Source organism: Helicobacter sp. T3_23-1059, from assembly GCF_053654515.1.
This window is the reverse complement of sequence record NZ_JBSIUV010000001.1, coordinates 18,183-38,119: the sequence shown is the minus strand read 5'-3', so window position 1 is coordinate 38,119 and position 19,937 is coordinate 18,183. Positions and strand designations below refer to the sequence as shown.

General features: G+C 40.6%; 19 protein-coding genes. 9 read left to right on the top strand and 10 right to left on the bottom strand.

Features of this window, described 5'->3' with window-relative positions:
* Positions 1-18 precede the first annotated feature (18 nt).
* A complete protein-coding gene (locus ACWIX0_RS00190) occupies positions 19-1,200 on the bottom strand; it encodes a trans-sulfuration enzyme family protein (RefSeq protein ID WP_454170898.1) in 1,182 nt (393 codons plus the stop codon).
* Positions 1,201-1,261: 61 nt separating this feature from the next.
* Positions 1,262-2,110 carry a cysteine ABC transporter substrate-binding protein gene (locus tag ACWIX0_RS00185; protein WP_454170896.1) on the bottom strand — a complete coding sequence of 283 codons (849 nt, stop codon included), beginning with the start codon at positions 2,108-2,110 and terminating at the stop codon, positions 1,262-1,264.
* Positions 2,111-2,463: 353 nt separating this feature from the next.
* Between ACWIX0_RS00185 and ACWIX0_RS00180 the strand changes: the two genes are divergently transcribed.
* Both ACWIX0_RS00180 and ACWIX0_RS00175 read left to right on the top strand, forming a co-directional pair.
* On the top strand, positions 2,464-3,504 hold the full coding sequence (locus ACWIX0_RS00180; RefSeq protein ID WP_454171062.1) for a tRNA dihydrouridine synthase: 1,041 nt from the start codon (positions 2,464-2,466) through the stop codon (positions 3,502-3,504).
* Positions 3,505-4,791: a hypothetical protein gene (locus tag ACWIX0_RS00175; protein ID WP_454170894.1), complete on the top strand. Its 1,287-nt coding sequence runs from the start codon at positions 3,505-3,507 to the stop codon at positions 4,789-4,791.
* Positions 4,792-4,806: 15 nt separating this feature from the next.
* Here the strand turns inward: ACWIX0_RS00175 and ACWIX0_RS00170 are convergent, their stop codons facing one another.
* Complete coding sequence (locus ACWIX0_RS00170) at positions 4,807-5,082, bottom strand: hypothetical protein (protein ID WP_454170892.1); 276 nt, start codon at positions 5,080-5,082, stop codon at positions 4,807-4,809.
* A gap of 109 nt (positions 5,083-5,191) precedes the next feature.
* Here ACWIX0_RS00170 and ACWIX0_RS00165 point away from each other — a divergent pair, with 109 nt between their 5' ends.
* Positions 5,192-5,362, top strand: coding sequence for a hypothetical protein (locus ACWIX0_RS00165; protein ID WP_454170890.1), 171 nt, complete (start codon positions 5,192-5,194; stop codon positions 5,360-5,362).
* 622 nt (positions 5,363-5,984) lie between these two features.
* Here ACWIX0_RS00165 and ACWIX0_RS00160 read toward each other — a convergent pair.
* From ACWIX0_RS00160 to ACWIX0_RS00140, 5 genes are all read right to left on the bottom strand, one after another.
* A complete protein-coding gene (locus ACWIX0_RS00160) occupies positions 5,985-6,116 on the bottom strand; it encodes a hypothetical protein (RefSeq protein ID WP_454170888.1) in 132 nt (43 codons plus the stop codon).
* Positions 6,094-6,447, bottom strand: a complete 354-nt coding sequence (locus ACWIX0_RS00155; protein ID WP_454170886.1) for a hypothetical protein — start codon at positions 6,445-6,447, stop codon at positions 6,094-6,096. Before ACWIX0_RS00155 ends, ACWIX0_RS00160 begins: the two co-directional genes overlap by 23 nt.
* Before the next feature lie 129 nt (positions 6,448-6,576).
* Entirely contained in the window at positions 6,577-6,807 is a 231-nt protein-coding gene (locus tag ACWIX0_RS00150) for a hypothetical protein (RefSeq protein ID WP_454170885.1), read from the bottom strand.
* Positions 6,797-10,027: a hypothetical protein gene (locus ACWIX0_RS00145; RefSeq protein ID WP_454170883.1), complete on the bottom strand. Its 3,231-nt coding sequence runs from the start codon at positions 10,025-10,027 to the stop codon at positions 6,797-6,799. Before ACWIX0_RS00145 ends, ACWIX0_RS00150 begins: the two co-directional genes overlap by 11 nt.
* Before the next feature lies 1 nt (position 10,028).
* On the bottom strand, positions 10,029-11,399 hold the full coding sequence (locus ACWIX0_RS00140) for a hypothetical protein (protein WP_454170881.1): 1,371 nt from the start codon (positions 11,397-11,399) through the stop codon (positions 10,029-10,031).
* A gap of 478 nt (positions 11,400-11,877) precedes the next feature.
* Here ACWIX0_RS00140 and ACWIX0_RS00135 point away from each other — a divergent pair, with 478 nt between their 5' ends.
* The 6 genes from ACWIX0_RS00135 to ubiE all read left to right on the top strand — a co-directional run bounded on the left by ACWIX0_RS00135 (position 11,878) and on the right by ubiE (position 17,893).
* A complete protein-coding gene (locus tag ACWIX0_RS00135; RefSeq protein ID WP_454170879.1) occupies positions 11,878-13,155 on the top strand; it encodes a tetratricopeptide repeat protein in 1,278 nt (425 codons plus the stop codon).
* Positions 13,152-14,399, top strand: a complete 1,248-nt coding sequence (locus ACWIX0_RS00130) for a DUF7488 domain-containing protein (protein WP_454170878.1) — start codon at positions 13,152-13,154, stop codon at positions 14,397-14,399. The genes ACWIX0_RS00135 and ACWIX0_RS00130 overlap by 4 nt, the downstream gene beginning before the upstream one ends.
* A 9-nt stretch (positions 14,400-14,408) precedes the next feature.
* Positions 14,409-14,612: a hypothetical protein gene (locus ACWIX0_RS00125; protein ID WP_454170876.1), complete on the top strand. Its 204-nt coding sequence runs from the start codon at positions 14,409-14,411 to the stop codon at positions 14,610-14,612.
* A gap of 166 nt (positions 14,613-14,778) precedes the next feature.
* Complete coding sequence (hemJ, locus tag ACWIX0_RS00120) at positions 14,779-15,234, top strand: protoporphyrinogen oxidase HemJ (protein ID WP_454170874.1); 456 nt, start codon at positions 14,779-14,781, stop codon at positions 15,232-15,234.
* Positions 15,235-15,278: 44 nt separating this feature from the next.
* Entirely contained in the window at positions 15,279-16,712 is a 1,434-nt protein-coding gene (gene argH, locus ACWIX0_RS00115) for an argininosuccinate lyase (protein WP_454170873.1), read from the top strand.
* Positions 16,709-17,893, top strand: coding sequence for a bifunctional demethylmenaquinone methyltransferase/2-methoxy-6-polyprenyl-1,4-benzoquinol methylase UbiE (ubiE, locus tag ACWIX0_RS00110; protein WP_454170871.1), 1,185 nt, complete (start codon positions 16,709-16,711; stop codon positions 17,891-17,893). Before argH ends, ubiE begins: the two co-directional genes overlap by 4 nt.
* A gap of 343 nt (positions 17,894-18,236) precedes the next feature.
* Here the strand turns inward: ubiE and ACWIX0_RS00105 are convergent, their stop codons facing one another.
* Together ACWIX0_RS00105 and hypE are read right to left on the bottom strand one after the other, a co-directional pair.
* Positions 18,237-18,386, bottom strand: a complete 150-nt coding sequence (locus ACWIX0_RS00105) for a hypothetical protein (protein ID WP_454170870.1) — start codon at positions 18,384-18,386, stop codon at positions 18,237-18,239.
* A gap of 132 nt (positions 18,387-18,518) precedes the next feature.
* Positions 18,519-19,688: a hydrogenase expression/formation protein HypE gene (gene hypE / locus ACWIX0_RS00100; RefSeq protein WP_454170868.1), complete on the bottom strand. Its 1,170-nt coding sequence runs from the start codon at positions 19,686-19,688 to the stop codon at positions 18,519-18,521.
* Positions 19,689-19,937: the final 249 nt, after the last annotated feature.

Here is a 19,937-nt window from a genome sequence, read left to right as displayed (position 1 = left end):
TGCTTTGCTAGATTTTGGTTAGATTTTGCTTTTTTGAAGCGCGTTTGTTAAGTCTATGATTAAATCATCGACATTTTCTATGCCCACAGATAATCGCACCAAACTATCCCTAATCCCCACACTCTCCCTAATCTCTTTTGGAATCGAAGCGTGCGTCATACTAGATGGATGGCAAAGTAAGGATTCTACGCCACCTAGTGATTCTGCTAATGGTATAAGCGCGCAAGATTGCACAAATACCCTAAAATCATACCCATCTTTTAGCTCAAAACTTATCATTCCTCCGCCCCCATTTGCTTGAGATTGCTGGATAGATTTTGCATTATTTGAATCTAGCAGGGGATAATACACTCTTTCTATCGCGGAATTTGATTCTAAAAATTGCGCGATTTTTAGGGCATTTTCACAATGTCTTTGCATCCTAACGCCCAAAGTCTTTATCCCTCGAATGAGTAAAAAACTATCAAATGGTGCTAGCACCGCACCGATAGCATTTTGCAAAAATCCAATTTGACTAGCCAAATCTTTATCACCCACCACCACGCAGCCTGCGACTATATCGCTATGTCCTCCTAGATATTTAGTCGCAGAATGCACCACAATATCCGCTCCAAAGCACAAAGGCTTTTGCAAATATGGCGTCATAAATGTGTTATCCACGATTAACAACATATTGTGTTTTTTTGCGATTTTAGCTACGGATTCTATGGAAGTAACGGTCATTAGCGGATTTGCAGGGGTTTCTAAAAATAAGGCTTTGATAGAATCTTTGCTTTTTTTGATAGCAGATTCTAGCGCGCTTTCATCGCGCATATCTATTATTTCATAGCCTAGCCCAAATTGACTAAACACCTTATCTAGCACGCGGAAAGTCCCGCCATAGACATTGCTTGAGATTAAAATCTTATCCCCGTTTTTAAAAAGACTAAACACACAACTACTTGCCGCCATACCAGAAGCAAAGCCAAATCCATAAGTTTTTTTGCCTAGCCCTGCGCCCTCTAGCTCTGCTATAAGTCGCTCTAGGGCTGCTCTAGTTGGATTGCCCGTGCGGGAGTATTCATAGCCTTTGTGTTTGCCTAGTGATTCTTGTGCGTAAGTGGAAGTTTGGTAGATAGGAAAATTTACCGCCCCTGTGGCAGAATCTACGCATTCTCCCGCGTGGATTAGTAGTGTGTCTTGGTGGAGGTTTTTTGTCATTTTTGTCCCTTGCTTGCGGTGTTTATTGTGTCTCTACAAAAAATCATAGCCTTGTCATTTTTTATTCAAACACCACATCGCTAGATTTTATATCCTCGCTAAATACAGGGGCAAGCGTTTGATTATACGCTTCGCTAAAAAATCCCTCTTTTGTTAGATTTTCCATAGTGGTATTTATCCATTCTAGCAGTTCTTTATTGCCTTTTTTTACTGCAGGGGCGATGACATCATCTTGCCCTAATTTTTTTATGCCTACTTGGTAGTTTGGATTTTGCTTTGCCCACGCAAAAAGCAAAGTATTATCGTGTGCGAGCGCATCTCCTCTGCCATCTTTTAGCGCAGCAAAAGTCTCGGTATTTTGCTCAAATTTTAGTAGCTTTATTTCAGGGTGATTTTTTGTGAAATAAAAATCTGCTGTCGTGCCTTTATTTACGATTAGAACTTTGCCTGCTAGTTGAGAAACATCAATGATTTTGCCTCCCTCGCTTACCACGCCTAATGCGACTTTCATATATGGCATAGCAAAATCTACTTGTTGCTCCCTCTCAGGTGTTTTTGTGTAGTTTGCCATCATTATATCAACTTTGTTTGAGCGCAAAAACTCAGCCCTATTTGCAGCCTCCACTAGCATAAATTTTACGCCATCTTGACTACCCAAAAGCTCCTGTGCAAGCCTTTTTGCGATATATACATCAAAACCTACATTTTGTCCTTGCTCATTTATGTAGCCAAAAGGTGGTTTATCACCAAAAACGCCTATTATTAGCTCATTTTTTGCCTTTATGGATTCTAAGTTGCGATTTTCATCGCTACAACCACTTAGGCTAAAAATCCCTAATATCCCTAAAGATAGCGCAAATAAAGCCAACACTTTTTTTACTTGTTTTATGTTTTTTAGCACATTTTTCATTTGTATCCTTTTTTACGAAGTTTTTTGCATTAAATGCGAGTTTTTTCACGCGAGTTTTTTTCGCGCAAACGCTTGCTAAAATCGCGCTTTTTTTGCATATATTCTTGCAATTATTTGCAAAGAAAAAAGCGCGAAATTAAGTCTGCGATTATGTCATAAAATTGTTAAGTCTTTTGCATTTTGTGCTAGAATCTTGGATTCTAAATTTTTATCACACAAAGACATTATTAAAAAAAATGACATAGATTTTGCTTCTAATCCATATCTAAAAATATGAATTTTATAAAAATTATAAGGAAACGCGTATGTGCCAAATCACGCAAACAACACAAATCACACCAAAAAATCCCAAAATCATATTTGAAAATCTACTATTTTTAGCCCCCCTTGCAGGCTATACAGATTTGCCATTTCGCAAGGTTGTAAAGCGTTTTGGTGTGGATATTACCGTTAGCGAGATGATAAGCTCTCACGCCCTAGCTTTTAGTAGCGCAAAAACGCTAAAAATGATTTCAAAATCCCCAAATGAGACGCCTTTCTCTGTCCAAATCGCAGGCTCAAAACCAGACATCATCACAAAAGCAATAGAAGTGCTAAACGCACAAAATCAAACGCACCAAAACCACATTGATATACTAGATTTTAATTGTGGTTGCCCAGCTCCAAAAGTCGCAAATCACGGCAATGGGAGCGGACTTTTAAAAGATTTAGATTTATTAGTAAAATGCCTAAATCTCATCAAAGAAAAGACAAATGCGACATATACAAGCGTAAAAGTGCGATTAGGGTTTGACAAAAAGATTCCATTAGAGATTGCAAACGCACTAAATGACGCAAATGTAGATTTTGTCGTAGCCCACGCACGCACAAAAACCGATGCGTATAAAAAAGAGCGCATTGATTATAACGCTTTAGCGAGTATGAAGCAGATTTTATCTCACCCACTCATTGCAAATGGCGAGATAGATAGCCCAAGCAAAGCTATTGAAGTGCTAGATTTTACAGGCGCAAATGGAGTGATGATAGGCCGTGCCGCGCTAAAATCTCCGTGGATTTTTTGGCAGATAAAGCAAAATCTAAAATCTAGCACATTTAGCGCAAAATCTAGCGAAAAATACGAAAACCAAGAGCTACCAAAAGTCATAAAGCGCGAAATCGTGCTAGAGCATTTTGATTCAATGATTGATTTTTATGGCGAGCGTGGGGCGATAATGTTTCGCAAAAATCTGCACGCCTATGCCAAAGGAGAGGAGGGGGCAAGCGCGTTTAGAAATGTGGTAAATAATATGACTAATCCAAAATCTATGCGCGAAGCGATAGAAGAATTTTTTGACAGCTCTTTGATTGTTTCGCCATTGCCACAAATCATAAAACTAAATCAAAAAAGTGTGTAAATGAAAAAAATTTGTTTGGTATTGATTTTTGCATATATCGCGTGCATTATGTCCCCCGCACAATGTGCCACCACAAACAAAGAAGCAAGAAAAGCGCGAATAAATGACGCAAAATATTTCAAGCTAAAAAAACCCAAACGCACTATGCGCAAAAATCTCACAAAATCTAATGACTTAGAAAATCAAAAAGAAGAAAAAGAAAAAGAAATCCTAAAAGACGCGCTAGCACAGGATTCTATCAATAGGCTTGTGGATTCTGCTCCAAATGAAAGTAGTGATGAGACAACTACAAAAAAGCGAAATCTTATCGGGGATTTGCTCCATATCTATGTAAGTAGCGGGATACTAGGAGGAAGCACCACGCACACAAGCAACACAAACTCTATGAGCAAAGAAGTCCCCACCTGCCCAAATCAACTCTGTCGTGGCGACACCACAAGCGCAGCATATCAAGGCAATCTAGCCAAAGGCTACACCCTAGAAATAGGCGTAGAGCATTTTTTTGATAAGTTTGATATTTTGGGCGTGCGACTTTTTGGAGAATTTAGCTCCAAAAATGGCGGACTAGGAAATCTAATCGCAGGCTCTAGCACACGCGATACAAGCACAAATAATATCCCAAGTAGTGGAATTGAAATTATTGATTCTAGTGATGCAAATAATATCAAAACAGATAAATTTACTTTTGATAAAACCCCGCAACCTAGCGATTCCCTGCAAGGCACGCTAGCAAATAACGGGACTTTTATGACATTTGGGGTTGGGGCAGATATTATGCTAAATGCACCGATTGATTATTGGCTAAGAAAATCGGTAGGTGCGGATAAATCGTGGTGGAAAAATCGCTTAGCATATTTACGCGTGGGAGTGTTTTTTGGCGGGGGGATAGAGTTTGGGCGATACACTCAAGGGGACAATAAAAACAAATCATTTAAAAACGAGCTAGCCTCAGCCAACAATGCCGAATATAAAGGTGGCAAAGCTAGCAATTTAGATGATTCGTTTTTTGCTTCGGGGAGTGGGGGATTTTTGCGCTATGGGATTTCAGTATATATCACGCGATTTTTGCGTGCAAATCTAGGCTATAAGCATAATTTTTACTCCATCGCCACAGAGCGTTGGTATGGGTATAATGGGCTATGCACGACAGGCTCGACTGCGGCAGTTTGTGCCAGCAACGCTAATTCGGTGCGCGAAAATGACACAAAAAGTGAAACACTTTTTCGCCAAAAATATGTCCTATCTCGCGAAAATGAGTGGTTTTTAAACTTTGCATTAAGTTTTTGATTTTTGTCGTATTCGCTATTTATAACTTTGCAATACTAATATTTTGCAGAAGCCAAAATATCCAAACTTTTGCACAAAAATCGCATTATGGTGCAAAATTTTTCGTTTTTTGCAAATGTTGTTTTGTGAGAATGCTTCGGGCTTGTCCCTCAATATGACAAAAATAGAAAGTCTAAATTTAACAAATAACAACTTGTCATTGCGAGCGGATTTATAAAAATCCGCGTGGAAATCCATAATTCCCCCTCCCTTGCGGAGGGGGTTTGGGGGTGGGTTTGTTATTTTTGGCATATTCAGGGCGTGAGCGCGAAATATCTCAAAAATTATAGATTGCTACGCAAAAATTTGCCTACATTCATTTTTTACTCGCATTTTTGCTCACAATGACAAAAAATCTACAATGACAGAGGTAAAGTCTAAGAATACCCACCCCCTAGCCCCCTCCGCAAGGGAGGGGAATAATAGGTTTGCAACTCCGCAAGGGAGGGGGAAAAAACTACATTGTCATATTGAGCGTAAGCGAAATATCTCTATTTGCATTTTTAGATTTTATAAAGAAGCTACACTTTGAGATACTTCGGTTTCTTACGAAACCTCAGTATGACAAAATATAATGAGTAGATTGCCACGCGGATTTTGCAAATCCGCTCGCAATGACGGCAGTGGAATGTTTGCCCACAATGACAAAATTTTCTTTGTCATTACTTGAGCGAGTGAAGTGAGTGAAGTATCTCAAACATTAAATGAAAAATAGAGATACTTCGGTTTCTTACGAAACCTCAGTATGACAAATGTTTGTTAGATTTTGAGATGCTTCGGTTTGCTTAGTCCGACAAGATACCCACCCCCTAGCCCCCTCCGCAAGGGAGGGGGAAAAAGAGGTTTGTAAATCCGCAATGGAGGGATAAATTCTCTTATTGAGAGATTTTACACTGCCGTCATTGCGAGAATTTGCGACTTTGTTAAAAGTTGCAAATTCGTGGCAATCTATGTTTTTTAGAGATACTTCGCTACGCTCAGTATGACAAATATTGGTGGTAGCGTTGGCTTTAAAAGCCTACTCCATTGCGGAGGGGGTTAGGGGGTGGGTTTGTTATTTTTGGCATATTCAGGGCGTGAGCGCGAAATATCTCTAAAACCATAGATTGCCACGCAAAAATTTGCCTACATTCATTTTTTACTCGCGTTTTTGCTCACAATGACAAAAAATCTACAATGACAGAGGTAAAGTCTAAGAATACCCACCCCCTAGCCCCCTCCGCAAGGGAGGGGGAAACAATGCCGTCATTGCGAGCAAAATCGTTAGATTTTGCGTGGCAATCCAAAATAAGCCCCCTCCATTGCGGAGGGGGTTTGGGGGTGGGTTTTTTTAGATTTCAGTGCCGTCATTGTAAGCAATGACAAAAAAACTCCGTCATTGCGAGCAAACGGAGTGAGCATGGCAATCCAAAAATTTGTCGGACTAAGTAAAACGAAGTATCTCAAAAAATCATAGATTGCCACGCGGATTTTGTCAAATCCGCTCGCAATGACGGCGGTGGAATCTAAAGATACCCACCCCCTAGCCCCCTCCGCAAGGGAGGGGGAATAAGAAGTTTGCAAATCCGCAATGGATTGGGGATTTGGATTGCCACGCCGTGCAAGCACGGCTCGCAATGACGGCAATGCTTGTCATACTGAGCAAACGAAGTGAGCGAAGTATCTCAAAATACGCAATAAAATAGAGATATTTCGCCAAACGCTCAATATAACAAAAATAGAGATACTTCGGTTTCTTGCGAAACCTCAGTATGACAACCCACCCCCTAGCCCCCTCCGCAAGGGAGGGGGACTAAGAGTTTGCAACTCTGCAATGGAGGGGGAAAAGGCAAAATGCACCGCAAGGGAGGGGGATATTATAGATTGCCACGCGTGGCGTAAGCCACGCTCGCAATGACGAGATACTTCGGCTTTTTTCAAAAGCCTCAGTATGAAAAATGTAGTGCGTGGCAATGACGATAGGGCATTACCCGTCAATATAGACGATTTTTTTCTTAGATTTCTTTTCTTTGCTTTTCTTTGGTTTTTTGGATTTGGATTTTTTGGTTTTTTTGGATTTGTTGCTACCGACTACATTTCCGTCTTTGTCGGTTTTGTAGTCTGTGCCTCCAAACCAATAGGCGTATTTTAGGTTTATCGTAGTCGTTACGCCATTAAACCAATCCTGCGTAGCTTCGCCATATTTTTTGGCAAAACTAGAAGCAAAGAAAAGCCCATCATAGCCTAGACTTATTTCGTGGTTTTTCTTTACGCTCCATATAAAGTCAAACGCTAGGTTTCCATATACTTTAGGCAGGGAAATTGTATTGCTATTATCAAATTGTCCTAGCTTAAATGAAGCCTTTTGATAACTTAGAAAGTTGTATTTCACACCTAGTTTGGTGTTAAAGCGAAATTTATTGCCCACCACTTTGTAGTAGCGCACGCCTAGACTTGCTTGAGGCAAATGCCAATAAATAGCGTTGTAAGCTTCGCTAGCACCAAATGGCTTATCAAACTTTAGTGGCGTCATCGATAAAAAATCATAGCTTAGCCCAATAGTAGGTGCTATATAGCTATTTCGCTTAAATTGATAAAAAGTTACGCCTCCACTTATCTCTGCGCCGACATTATACATCAAAGGTATGAGAGATTTTGTCTTGCTTTTATCCACTTCAATCTTAGAATTTGTAAATGAAGTATCAAATCTAAATTGTGGTAAATCCACCCCACCGCGCACATTTACTTTGAGGAATCCCTCTGCGACTTTTTTTGCAATGGCGTAAGTTTTAAAATAATTTATCCCCGCTTGAAGTGAATTTGTTTGCAGTGTCGTAGAAGCACCTACGATATTTATCCCCGAATTTGAAAACTCATAGCCCATATATCCGCCAAAGATTCCGTTTTTGCGTAAATTTCTTTGCACTCCAAAGATTCCGCCCACTGCGTATTCTTGGGTTTGATTGCTCGCTAGGTAGCCATAAGTGTGGCTAGCATAAGGAAGCGCAAAAAGCCTCCAATCGCGCTTGCCACTATAAGGGATAAACGCCACATCTAGCTGGTCAAGTAGCTCGAAGTTATTATAGCCTTTGTCTATGTCTTGTCCTTTGCTTTGCTCTAGGGTTAGCTTTGCCATTTTTTCGCGCACTCTATCGAGCTTTTTCTCGTTTTTGCGCTTTAGTTTGTTAAATTTAGAGCTACGATTGGTTATCCTGCTCATCTCGTATTGCAAAAGGCGGAGTTCTACTTCTTGGTTGTAAAACTTATCACTACGAAATGTCTTTGTCGTCATCGTATCTAGGATATTTTGCGTCATTATATTGCGCCGTATATTTCCCATTGTCAAAGAACGATACATTGCAGCACCAAAGCTAGATGGCACATCTGCTTCAAGTCGAAATTTTGTCGCTTCTTGTTGCAATGCTCTGCTAGCGTTTTCTAGAGATTGATTATTTTCATCTAGAGGGATTAGCTTTGAGCCCGGTCCTGAGGTTAGCTCATTGGTTGTATATATGTGCTTAAACTTCAGATCATTGGCATTTGAGATGGTGCCATCAGTAGCTACTACAAGGTTTTTTGTCTCATAGTTGTCGCTATCTCTTTCTGGTTTAGGTGCTTTTCCTATGTTGATATAGATAGCGCCATCGGCTATGTGCGCTCCTTTTTCTGCTTTTGCTACCGCGATATGTTCTCCGTTTTGGCTGCTATTCCAATCGCTTCCTGCAGAATCTAACTTAAGTGAAGCACTATATACGGCTAAATATCCGCTCACACTTGCTTTAATATCAAAGCTTTCTAAAGAAGGGCTAAATACTCCTCTATCTCTATCATTTCCTAGCACTAGATTCCCACTGATAGTCCCACCCGTGATAGAACCTATGGAACTTTTCCCTATTATAGATAGATTCCCTGTGATAGTTCCTACATTTACTGCGCCATTGATTTTAGAGCCATTTTGTAGGGTTAGATTCCCTGTGATAGTTCCTGTGTTGCTAAAACTATTGATACTAGAGTTATCAAGTGTTAGATTGCCTATTGTCTTTGTATTTGATAGGCTATTTATCGAGGAGCTATTTAGGTTTAGCGTATTGATTGTCCCGCTATTTGTGAGGTTGCTTATGGTGCTATTTAGGTTTAGCGTATTGATTGTCCCGCTATTTGTGAGGTTGCTTATGGTGCTATTTAGGTTTAGCGTATTGATTGTCCCGCTATTTGTGAGGTTGCTTATGGTGCTATTTGTGGCTCTTAGCGTATTGATTGTCCCCTTATTATCTAGCTTGCCTGTTATGGAGCTATTTGTGATAGTTAGATTTGAGATAGTTTTGTTGGCATTGTTGGTTAGGTTGGTTACTCTTGCGCTATTTTGCAAGTTTAGATTGCTTATACTACCATTATTGTTGATACTAGACACCGAGCTATTGTTGATATTTAGCGTGCCTACCCAATTATTTACATTTAGTGTGCCTATGGTGGAGCTAGATACATTTGTGTTTGAGTTGCTAGAGGATATGGTAAGCGTGCTGATATTTGAGCTACTATTTATGTTTATGCTATTAGAGCTTCTGCTGCCTCCTACGGTTAGGCTACCTAGCCTTGTGTTGCTTACGCTTACTCGGCTGTAGTTCCCCGTGTCAAAGGATACGGTCAAGCTAGAAGTGTTTGCGTTGGTGCTGTTGATATTTAGATAGTTGCTACCACCGCCCGCAGTCGAAGTCATAGATGCTCGAAATGATAAAGTCTTGTTTCCACCATTTGCTGTGAGGTTGTTGATATTGTAGGTAGTGCTACCGATGGAGAGATATGGATTCCACATATCGCTTACATTCATAGAGCCTGAGCAAGTGATGCTACTATGGTTTGCTTGATTTGTCCCTGTGCAGCCTGCGACTAGGCTATCTAGGCTAAATCCTGCTATGAGTGTCGCTGTGGCTAGGGACAATGCTAGCTTTTTAGGCTTGGTGGCTTGGATTTTGGTGGTTTGGATTTTTGTTGTTTGTATTGGCGTATTTTTGGCATTGTTTGTCATATTTTCACTCCTGTTTTTTGGATTTTGACTTTCGTTTGGCGTGTTTTTGTTGCTCTTTGTCATTTTCTTTTCCTTTGCCATATTATACTCCTTTGTTGCATTGTTTTTCTTTTTGTTTTCCTTTGGCTTTTTTTGTGTTGTCCGCTGTTTCATATTTTCACTCCTGCTTTGTGTATTTGGATTTTTTGTCATATTATATCCCCTTTGTCGTATTGTTTTTCTTTGTCATATCATTCCCTTTTGTCATATTGAGGGCGAAGCCTGAAATATCTCTATTGATTTGCGCATTTTGAGATACTTCGGCTAAAGCCTCAGTATGACAATTTGTAGCGTTGGCAATGTTTTTTAAAGCCCTCTCCCTTGCGGAAGAAGCCCCCTCCCTTGCGGAGGGGGTTTGGGGGTGGGTAGATTTTGCGCTAGCAAAATTTGCATTATTAGATTTTGCATTTGCAAGACTTGCAACGTTAGAATCTGTATTTACAATATCTACCTTGCTAAAATTTGCAATGCTAGAATCATTTGTAGCGTTTTTTGTCGTGGATTGCCACGCGTTGCGTTGCAACGCTCGCAATGACGGATTTTTTTTGTCATTGCTTACAATGACGGCGGTGGAATCTAAAGATACCCACCCCCTAGCCCCCTCCGCAAGGGAGGGGGAATAAGAGGTTTGCAAATCCGCAAGGGAAGGGAAAATAATGCCGCCATTGCGAGAATTTGCGGCTTTGTTAAAAGTTGCAAAATCGTGGCAATCTATGTTTTTTAGAGATACTTCGCTACGCTCAGTATGACAAATATTGGTAGTAGCGTTGGATATAAAAACCCCATCCCTTGAAAGAGTGGCAACACTTCTTAAAGCCCCCTCCCTTGCGGAGGGGGTTTGGGGGTGGGTAGATTTTGCGCTAGCAAAATTTGCATTATTAGATTTTGCTTTTGCAAGGCTTGTAACGCTAGAATCTGTATTTGCAATATCTGCTTTTGCAAAATCTGCAACGCTAGAATCATTTGTAGCGTTTTTTGTCGTGGATTGCCACGCGTTGCGTTGCAACGCTCGCAATGACGGATTTTTTTTGTCATTGCTTACAATGACGGCGGTGGAATCTAAAGATACCCACCCCCTAGCCCCCTCCGCAAGGGAGGGGGAATAAGAGGTTTGCAACTCCGCAATGGAGGTGGAAATAATGCCGTCATTGCGAGCGTTGCTTGCAACGCGTGGCAATCCAAAATAAGCCCCCTCCCTTGCGGAGGGGGTTTGGGGGTGGGTATTATTGCGAGCAATTAGATTCTGTATTTTTGCAGAATCTAATTCGTGGCAATCTATGTTTTTTAGAGATACTTCGCTACGCTCAGTATGACAAATATTGCTGTCATCGCGATCGGATTTGACAAAATCCGCGTGGCAATCTATTTCATTTTGGATACTTCGGGCTACGCCCTCAGTATGACAAATGTTGTTTGTGTTGCATTTTGCAGATTGCGGATTGCCGCGCTCGCGTTGCTCGCTCGCAATGATGATTGATTTTTCTTGTTTGGCTAAGATTTTAGATTTTGTGTTTGAGGATTTCATTTTCACTCCTTAAATGTGAAACTTTCACTTCTTAGGATTACAAATCGCTAAGGATTACACCAAAATGCACTTATTTTGTAGCCTTTGCGACTAAAATCGCAGGGACACATAAATAAGTTAATGTATTGTAAATAAATAAACCTTAAATGAAAATAAAGAAATAACAAAAAAAAAAAAAACGCCAAAAAATCTCAAAAAAATCACACAAAAAATGGCAAAAATCCAAAAAAATCTTAAAAACTCGCAAAACTTTTGTGGAATTTATGAAAATCTAACCACAAAATCCCTATAATTTTAGTTTTAAGAAACTTAAGATTTTTGCTTATTTTTAGTCGCGTTTTTGAGATAGCATTATTTGTGCCATAAAAGCAAACGAAAAACAAATAAACAACAAATGGAAACAAAATCTAGTCAAAATCTAGCGACAAAAAGCAAAAAAACCGTTTAAGTTTCATACCAAATGATAGGAGAAGTGGCGATGAATGCAAAAATGGCGATGAAAGAAAATCTAAAATCCTGCGTGGTGGCAAAGATATGCTTGGCAGGGCTAAAAAAGTGGCTATCAATAATCGCGCTTGGCGTGCTAAGCGCAAATGCAAATATCATAGTCGATGATTGTGATAAAGATACTTGTGCTAGTAAGGCGCACAACTACGAAATACAGGGCGATGTGGATAGGGCTATCGCGTATTATAAAAAAGCGATTGAGCTAGGTGATGTGGAGGCGTATTCGTTTCTAGCTCTGCTATATCAGGCACAAAATAACCCCGCTTTAGCAAGGCAAAACTTTCAACTAGGCTGTGATAAGGGGCAGTATGATGCGTGCTATAACTTTGGCACTTTTTTGGAGATTGGCAGGGATTTTGCTAATGCTAAGACGCACTATGCTATGGCGTGTGAAAAAGGAAATGACAAAGTAAAATCTAATGCCTGTCATAATCTAGGCGTGCTATATAGTAGCAAGGATTTGGGAGGGCAAGAGGAGTATGAAAAAGCATTGCAATACTACAAAGAAGCCTGTGATTTGGGGAATCCAAAAAGCTGTGGTTCTCTAGGGACATTTTATGAAAAAGGAAATGGTGGCGTGGAGCAAGACTATGCAAAGGCGTTTGGGCTATATGAGTCCTCTTGCAATCAAGGCGAGGCTAGGAGCTGCTTTAATCTAGGGACAATGTATGATAGGGGGTTTAGCGTAAAGCAAAACTTTAAAAAGGCGTTTGGGCTATATCAAATCGCGTGCAATGCCAAACACGCCGAAGCCTGCAACAATATGGGGCTAATGTATGATGAGGGCTTGGGAGTGAGAAAAAGCGCGCAAAAAGCGTTGGAATATTACAAAATAGCGTGCGATTTGCAAAGCCTTGTAGCGTGTAATAATCTAGGCTATCTCTACGAAAATGAGCCAAAACTAAAAGATGTGCAAAAAGCCTATATATACTATCAAAAGGCGTGCGATATGAAAAGCCCAAAAGCCTGCTACAATCTAGGCTATCTTTATGACAATGATGAGGAAAATCGCAATGCGACAAAGGCGTTTGAGCTATACCAAATCGCGTGTGATTACAAAGACGCTATGGCGTGCAATAATCTAGGCAATCTCTATGACAAAGGCGATGGAGTGGAGCAAAACTTTGAAGTGGCAAAGAAGTTTTATGAGAGGGCGTGTGAAATGGGCGCACAGCTAGGGTGCGTAAATAAAGATATGTGGGACAAAAATCATACGCAACTAGATAGGCGAGGGAATAACAAAAAATGATATTTGGGGCAAGTTGCGATATGGGTAGTGCGATTGGGCGTGTCTGCGTGGGGGTTGCGCGTTTTGTGGATTTTGCGTGCGCGAAATGCCTCGCAAACTATCGCGCAAAATGGCTTGCAAAGTGTCGCACAAAGTCGCTTGCTTTGTGCTTTTGCGCGTGTGGAATCTGCCTGCTTAGCTTGGTAGATAGCGCAAATGCGATGAGCTATGCGCCGTGTCAAAATTTCTACAAGCAGGCTAGTGCTAGCATTGATTCTAAGCGGGTTTTTTCGATTACGCACGGTGGTAAGCCCTACTTGCTAGCCTACTCAAAAACCCCCCTTCACTCCTCCAAAATCATCAAAAAAGATATATTTTTAGGGCTATATCTTTTCTCTGGCAAAACCCCTCTAAGCTACAATATAAAACCCATAGATAGCTATGCAAACTCGCTATCTTTAGCGGGGGTAAATGCTAGCTCTGCGGTGGTTGGCGTGGTGGTAAGCTCTGGCAGGGGGATTTTTGATTTAGCTAGATTTTCAAAGCCATTGCCAAAAGATTCGGTTATTAGCAATGTTTGTTTTCAAATATATGGATTTTATGCCTATGATAATTATTTCGTGCCAAAAGCATTGATTGATAGATTTTTGTCCCAAAAGGGCGGAATCTATGGCGACATAGGCGTGCGCATCATCGAATCTAGCCAATCCCAAAACCTAGCCTTGCAAAATCCTGCTAATCCAAAATCTAGCCAAACCACAAACCCAAAATCCCCAAAATCTATTATCGTAGAGCAAGTTGATATATTTTTCCCAAATAATCCTTTTTTGCCAAAAGATAGGATTATATCCATAAATGGCGAAAGTGTAAAATCTAGCGTGGATTTTGAATGGAAAGTGGCAAATCTAAGCCCAAACTCTACTGCAAAAGTGTCTATAATGCGCTATGGCAAGCCTCAAACCCTAGAAGTCAAAGTCTTGCATAGGCAGGGCGGGGGATTGCTTAGCGATACATTTTTGGAGCGGTTTGGCGTGTGGCTAGATGAAAATCTTGTGATTCGCTCTATGAAAACGCCATTGCCATTTAATCTCTCTCTTTTAAGCGAGGGGGATCAGCTTTTGTGGATTGATAAAGTGCCGATAAAAAGGGGCGATGGATTTTGGCATTTGCGAGAATTGCTAATGAGGGCGTGGCTAAATGGCAAGATTGAGCTACTTATACTGCATGAAGGCGTAGAAGCCTTTGTGCGCTCGCAAATGCGCTAGGGGTTTGGTTTGGATAGATTTTGGGATTTGCAAAATCGTTTGCAAAATCGTTTGGAAGTTTTGGTTTCTTACAAAGACTTTTGTATGATAAATGTCGGCAGTATGACAAAAAACCCACCCCCTAGCCCCTCCGCAAGGGAGGGGAACAAAAGGCAAAATCCTACAATTTCGCAAGGGAGGGGAGACAAAAGGCAAAATCCTACAATTTCGTAAAGTAAAGGGTTTTCAAAAAGGCATTTTTTTTTGTCATTGCAAGTGAGAAAAACAAGCGTAGCAATCCATAAAATTTAAGGCATTGAAAAATAAGCCAAACACATTAAAAACACGCATTAAAACACAACACCACAACACCACAACACCACAACAAGGGAGAAGTAAAATGTTAGAATCATATCAAGCGTTAATCGAATATTACAGCATTATTAAGGCGGTGCATATTATTAGCATTATTTGCTGGATGGCGGGGCTTTTTTACCTGCCTAGACTTTTTGTATATCACGCAGAAAATGCCACAAATGCAGATTTTGTATCGGTGGTAAAACTCCAAGAATACCGCCTTTTTGCCTATATTATGCGTCCTGCTATGCTTGCTAGTGTGCTTAGCGGTGCATTTATGATATTTTTAGCCCCTGAATTATTTAAAAGCGGCATTTGGTTTCACATAAAGCTATTGTTTGTAGTTTTGCTACTTTGCTATCATTTTGTTTGTGGGATTTTGGTAGGCAAGATGCGAAAAGATGAAGCAAGATTTAGCGGAAAATTTTTCCGTGTTTTTAATGAAATCCCCACACTTTTGATGATAGTCATCGTGCTTTGTGCGGTTATTAAGTTTTAGGTTTGTAGTTTGTATTTGTAAATTAAGAGATTTAAGGAGTAAAAATGAGCAAACAAAAACTATGGGGAGGCCGTTTTAGTGCTGATTCTAGCGCGCTTTTGGAGGAGTTTAACGCCTCTATCACATTTGATAAAAGGCTTTGGAGCTATGATATTTTGGGCTCAAAAGCACACGCAAAAATGCTTTGCAAAATCGGTGTCTTAAGCAAAGATGAGTGCGAGCAAATCATACAGGGGCTAGAATCTATCGCTACGCAAATAGCACAGGGCAGATTTTGCTTTGAAATCGCTGATGAGGATATTCATATGAGTATCGAAAAAGCCCTCATAAACCAAATCGGCGAAGTAGGCAAAAAACTCCACACCGCCCGCTCTCGCAACGACCAAGTCGCCCTAGATTTTAGAATGTTTGTGCTAGATGCAAATCGAGCGATAAAAGATGAGATTTTAGCCCTAATCAATGCTCTTTTAGAGATAGCTTCACGCCACACGCAGACGCTTTTGGCAGGTATGACACATCTACAACACGCCCAAGTGGTAAATCTAGGATTTCACATAGTCGCGTGGGTAGCAAGCCTAAAGCGCGATATAGAGAGGCTAGATAGCGCGTATAAAGCTGCTGATTTTATGCCTCTTGGCAGTGGGGCATTAGCAGGCACGCCATATAAAAACGATAGAGAATTTTTAGCTAGCGAGCTAGGGTTTAGCGCGCCTACGCTAAATGCTATGGATTCTGTGAGTGATAGGGATTTCGCGCTAGATTTGCTATATGGCATTGCGATGCTTAGTATGCACATCTCGCGCATAGCAGAAGAGATGGTGCTATGGAGTAGTGCGGAGTTTGGGTGGCTAAGACTTAGCGATGAATACGCCACAGGAAGCTCGATAATGCCGCAGAAAAAAAACCCCGATGTCCCAGAGCTACTGCGCGGAAAAAGTGGCAGGGCGTATGGGAATCTAATCTCGCTTCTTGTGGTGATGAAATCCCTCCCTCTTGCCTACAACAAAGACACCCAAGAGGACAAAGAAGCGGTATTTGATAGCGTGGATAATGCGCTAATAAGTCTAAAGATTTTGCGCGAAGCGTTAAAAAGCGCGGAATTTGACACGACAAAAATGGCAAATGCTTGCAAGGTGGGGCATTTAAGTGCTACGGATTTAGCAGATTTTTTGGTGCGCGAGTGTGCTTTGCCATTTAGAGAGGCACATCATATCACGGGAAATATCGTAGCCTACGCAGAATCTAAAGGTATAGACATAAGCGAGCTAAGTCAAAATGAGCTAGAAAATCTGCTAAAAAATGCCAACATAAAAGACATAAAGCAAGTCAAAGACACGCTAGAGCTTACGCGCTCTATGCACTCACGCGACACACTAGGAGGTAGCTCTCCATCACAGACAAAAGCCCAAATAGCCACGCTCAAATCGTGGCTACAAAGCACCCAAAAAGAAACATACAAATACAAAGGACAAATATGAATCTAAGCAAAAATCCTACAAAATCTAATGCAAAATCCAACATAAAATCTAGCGCAAAAACTAGCGTAAAAACTACCCCAAAAGCACGCACAAAATCTAGCCCCAAAAAAACCAAAACACCCAAAATGCCAAATACAGCGATAATAAAAAACGCAACAGATTCTAACTTTTTATCGCTTATGAGTTTGGATAGCACCCTAAGCGCAAACGAACCAAAAAACAAATCCGTAGCTTCCACTCGCAAGATAAAATCTAGCAACAATGCAAAATCCACAACCCCTGCAAAAACCTCTACAAAAGCAAGTGCGCAAAAAAATCTAGCCACCAAAAAAACCACTGCCAAAAAATCTGCTACAAAGCAAGCCACCACAAAAAAAACTAGCACCAAAAAAACGACTGCGCAAAATCTAGCCAAACAAAAGCAAATCATATCAATGTTTGACTCAATCGCCAAAGACTATGACAAGGCAAATCATCTGCTATCTTTAGGCATAGATATTTCGTGGCGAATCGATGCGTGCAGGAGGGCATATAAGGCTTTTGCAAACAAACAAAATACAGCAAAATCCACGCCCAAAAAACAAAGCAAACTTATGATAGCAGACATCGCCTGTGGCACGGGCGATATGCTATTGCAATGGCAAAAAGAAGCAAAAAAAGCAAGTATCGCGCTAGATTCTCTAATCGGCATAGACCCATCAAAGCAAATGCTAAAAATCGCCCAAAACAAAATAAAAAACAAACTAGATAAAACCTCAAAAACCAAAATCCTACTTAAAATAGGCGAAGCAAAAGATTTAAGCACGCTAAAAAATAGTAGCATAGATATACTCTCGATTTCGTATGGTTTGCGCAATGTGCTTGAATATAACAAGGCATTGAGCGAATTTGCTCGCGTGCTAAAACCTAGGGGCGTGCTAGTGGTGCTAGATTTTTTCAAAAAGCCAAACCCTAGCTTGCTAGATAGATTTGTAGGAATCTATACGCGCATTATTTTGCCTTTTATCGGATGGGCTATTTCGCGCAATTTTGAGGCGTATAAATATTTGCCAGATTCTATGGATAGCTTTGTAAGCCCGCAAAAATTGGCAGATGATTTGGGTAAGTTAGGCTTTGAGGGAATCCAAATCAAAGGATATAGCGCAAATATTTCTCATCTTATCTTAGGGGTAAAATCTTAAGTTTAGCTATTTTTGTCGCTCGTTATTGTTTGGTATTTTTGGGTTGGTGTGATTTGATTTTGTGTTTTTAGGTTAGCGTGATTGTTTTGTGTTTTATGTGATTTTATTTTATGTTATTTGATTTGATTTTGCTTTGATAAATCAAGTGGATAATCTCACAAGTGCAATAATCCAAGCAACATAACCTTTACAAAACCATACACCACAAAGACAATACTTTTGGTAATTTATGTTTTATCGATCGCCACAAATCCGCAACTTTGTAGAAAAATCGCAGATTCTCGCAATGACAGCATTATTTTCCCCTTCCATTGTAAAGTCGCAAACCTCTTGTCCCTCTCCCTTAGCACGAGTGGTTATGGGAGGGTTTCTTTGTCAAACTTAAGTTGCAAAGTAACCGACATATCTCGTCATTGTAAGCAATAATTCCACTTCCGTCATTGCGAGCGGATTTGACAAAATCCGCGTGGCAATCCACACTACAAATTGTCATACTTAAGCGTAAGCGAAGTATCTCAAAATCTCAATAAAAATAGAGATATTTCGCCAATGCTTAAGTATGACAAAAATGGTGCAAAAGCTAAGCATAACAAGCGCAAATACAAAAAGCACAAAATAACCAAGACTAGCAGATTCTAGGGAGTAGCTCGCCTTGAGGGTATTCCATATACCGCTTTGAGCCCCATTTGTTTTTTAGCACTACGCGTGCGCTTGACAATACAGATTTGTCGCGATCGTTTGCACTTTTTTTGTCGCTCGTTTTTGTTACTTCGCCTATGATTGTGGCATTTTTGCCTAGCGTATGTGAGCGCAAAATCTCACAGATTTTATCCGCCTCGCTAGATTTTACACTCATAGCGCACACCCCCTCATTTGCTAGCATATACGCCTCTAGCCCTAGTATCTCACACACCCCGCGCACCTCATCATCTATGCGTATTGCTTCTTCCTCTATTTCGATACTTGCATCTGAAGCCTTAGCCCACTCATTTAGCAGGGCTGATAGCCCGCCACGCGTGGCATCTCTAAGCGCGTGAATCCCAAAATCCCCGCGAAAAATCGGCTCTAGCATAGGAAAAAGCTGTGCGCAATCGCTTTGCAAATGTGAATGCAATCCTATCCCCTCCCTGCTAGCAAATATACTCGCTCCGTGCGCTCCTATGGGGGCTGAGAGGATTATTTTATCCCCCTTTTGCAATGCTTTGCTAGAAATGCCTTTTTGCAATACCCTGCCTATGCAAGTGGTGTTGATAAATAATTTATCTAGCGAGCCTTTTGGCAGGACTTTGGTATCAGCACTTAGGATTTGTAAATCCGTGCGCTCTAGCTCGCGCCCTATGCTTTCCACCACTTTTTCTAGCTCGCTTAATGCCAGCCCCTCCTCTATCATAAATCCAAATGAGATAAATTCTGGCTTTGCCCCCATCATCGCCACATCATTGCTACTTCCGCATACGCTTAGTTTGCCTATATCCCCGCCATTAAAAAAAATCGGCGAAATGACAAAGCTATCGGTGCTAAGCGCAAAATCTACGCCATTTTCATTGCCATTTTTACTACTTTGTTTGCTACCCTGCATATCCAAACCACCAACGCTAAAAACGCCTGCGTCCTCCCCCTCACTCACAAAAAACCTCCCCAAATGTGGCAAAAAAACTTTGCTTACTAGCTCATCGCTAGCTGCACCGCCACTGCCCGCTGAAAGCGGTATAGTCAAATGCGGATATTTTTTTGCCCCTCGGGCGTGAAAATCATTTGCTGTTTTTGGTGGATTTTTTGCAAAATCTTTTTGCATTTAGATTCCTTTTTTGTGATTTTGGTGTTTTTTTTAATGTTTTTAATGTTGGTTGATTTTGGCTATTTTGATTGTCGTGGATTTTTTGTTGATTTAGGTTTTTTCTCGCTAGATTTTTGATTATTTTGCTTGCTGGATTTTGATACACGCTTGATACTTTTGCAAAAAACTCTAAAATTGCGCTCCAAAATCTATAAATTGCACCAAAATATGTAAAGCGACAAAAAACTTTGACTTATCCCAAATGCT

Excerpts from the sequence above, each read along its gene's own strand:
- ACWIX0_RS00190 (WP_454170898.1), bottom strand. The coding sequence starts at position 1,200 with ATGACAAAAAACCTCCACCAAGACACACTACTAATCCACGCGGGAGAA.
- ubiE (WP_454170871.1), top strand. The coding sequence starts at position 16,709 with ATGAATCTAAGCAAAAATCCTACAAAATCTAATGCAAAATCCAACATA.
- ACWIX0_RS00165 (WP_454170890.1), top strand. The coding sequence starts at position 5,192 with ATGACAGAGGTAAAGTCTAAGAATACCCACCCCCTAGCCCCCTCCGCA.
- ACWIX0_RS00185 (WP_454170896.1), bottom strand. The coding sequence starts at position 2,110 with ATGAAAAATGTGCTAAAAAACATAAAACAAGTAAAAAAAGTGTTGGCT.
- ACWIX0_RS00170 (WP_454170892.1), bottom strand. The coding sequence starts at position 5,082 with ATGCCAAAAATAACAAACCCACCCCCAAACCCCCTCCGCAAGGGAGGG.
- ACWIX0_RS00135 (WP_454170879.1), top strand. The coding sequence starts at position 11,878 with ATGAATGCAAAAATGGCGATGAAAGAAAATCTAAAATCCTGCGTGGTG.
- ACWIX0_RS00175 (WP_454170894.1), top strand. The coding sequence starts at position 3,505 with ATGAAAAAAATTTGTTTGGTATTGATTTTTGCATATATCGCGTGCATT.
- ACWIX0_RS00145 (WP_454170883.1), bottom strand. The coding sequence starts at position 10,027 with ATGACAAAAAATCCAAATACACAAAGCAGGAGTGAAAATATGAAACAG.
- hemJ (WP_454170874.1), top strand. The coding sequence starts at position 14,779 with ATGTTAGAATCATATCAAGCGTTAATCGAATATTACAGCATTATTAAG.
- hypE (WP_454170868.1), bottom strand. The coding sequence starts at position 19,688 with ATGCAAAAAGATTTTGCAAAAAATCCACCAAAAACAGCAAATGATTTT.
- ACWIX0_RS00105 (WP_454170870.1), bottom strand. The coding sequence starts at position 18,386 with ATGACAATTTGTAGTGTGGATTGCCACGCGGATTTTGTCAAATCCGCT.
- argH (WP_454170873.1), top strand. The coding sequence starts at position 15,279 with ATGAGCAAACAAAAACTATGGGGAGGCCGTTTTAGTGCTGATTCTAGC.
- ACWIX0_RS00130 (WP_454170878.1), top strand. The coding sequence starts at position 13,152 with ATGATATTTGGGGCAAGTTGCGATATGGGTAGTGCGATTGGGCGTGTC.
- ACWIX0_RS00140 (WP_454170881.1), bottom strand. The coding sequence starts at position 11,399 with ATGAAATCCTCAAACACAAAATCTAAAATCTTAGCCAAACAAGAAAAA.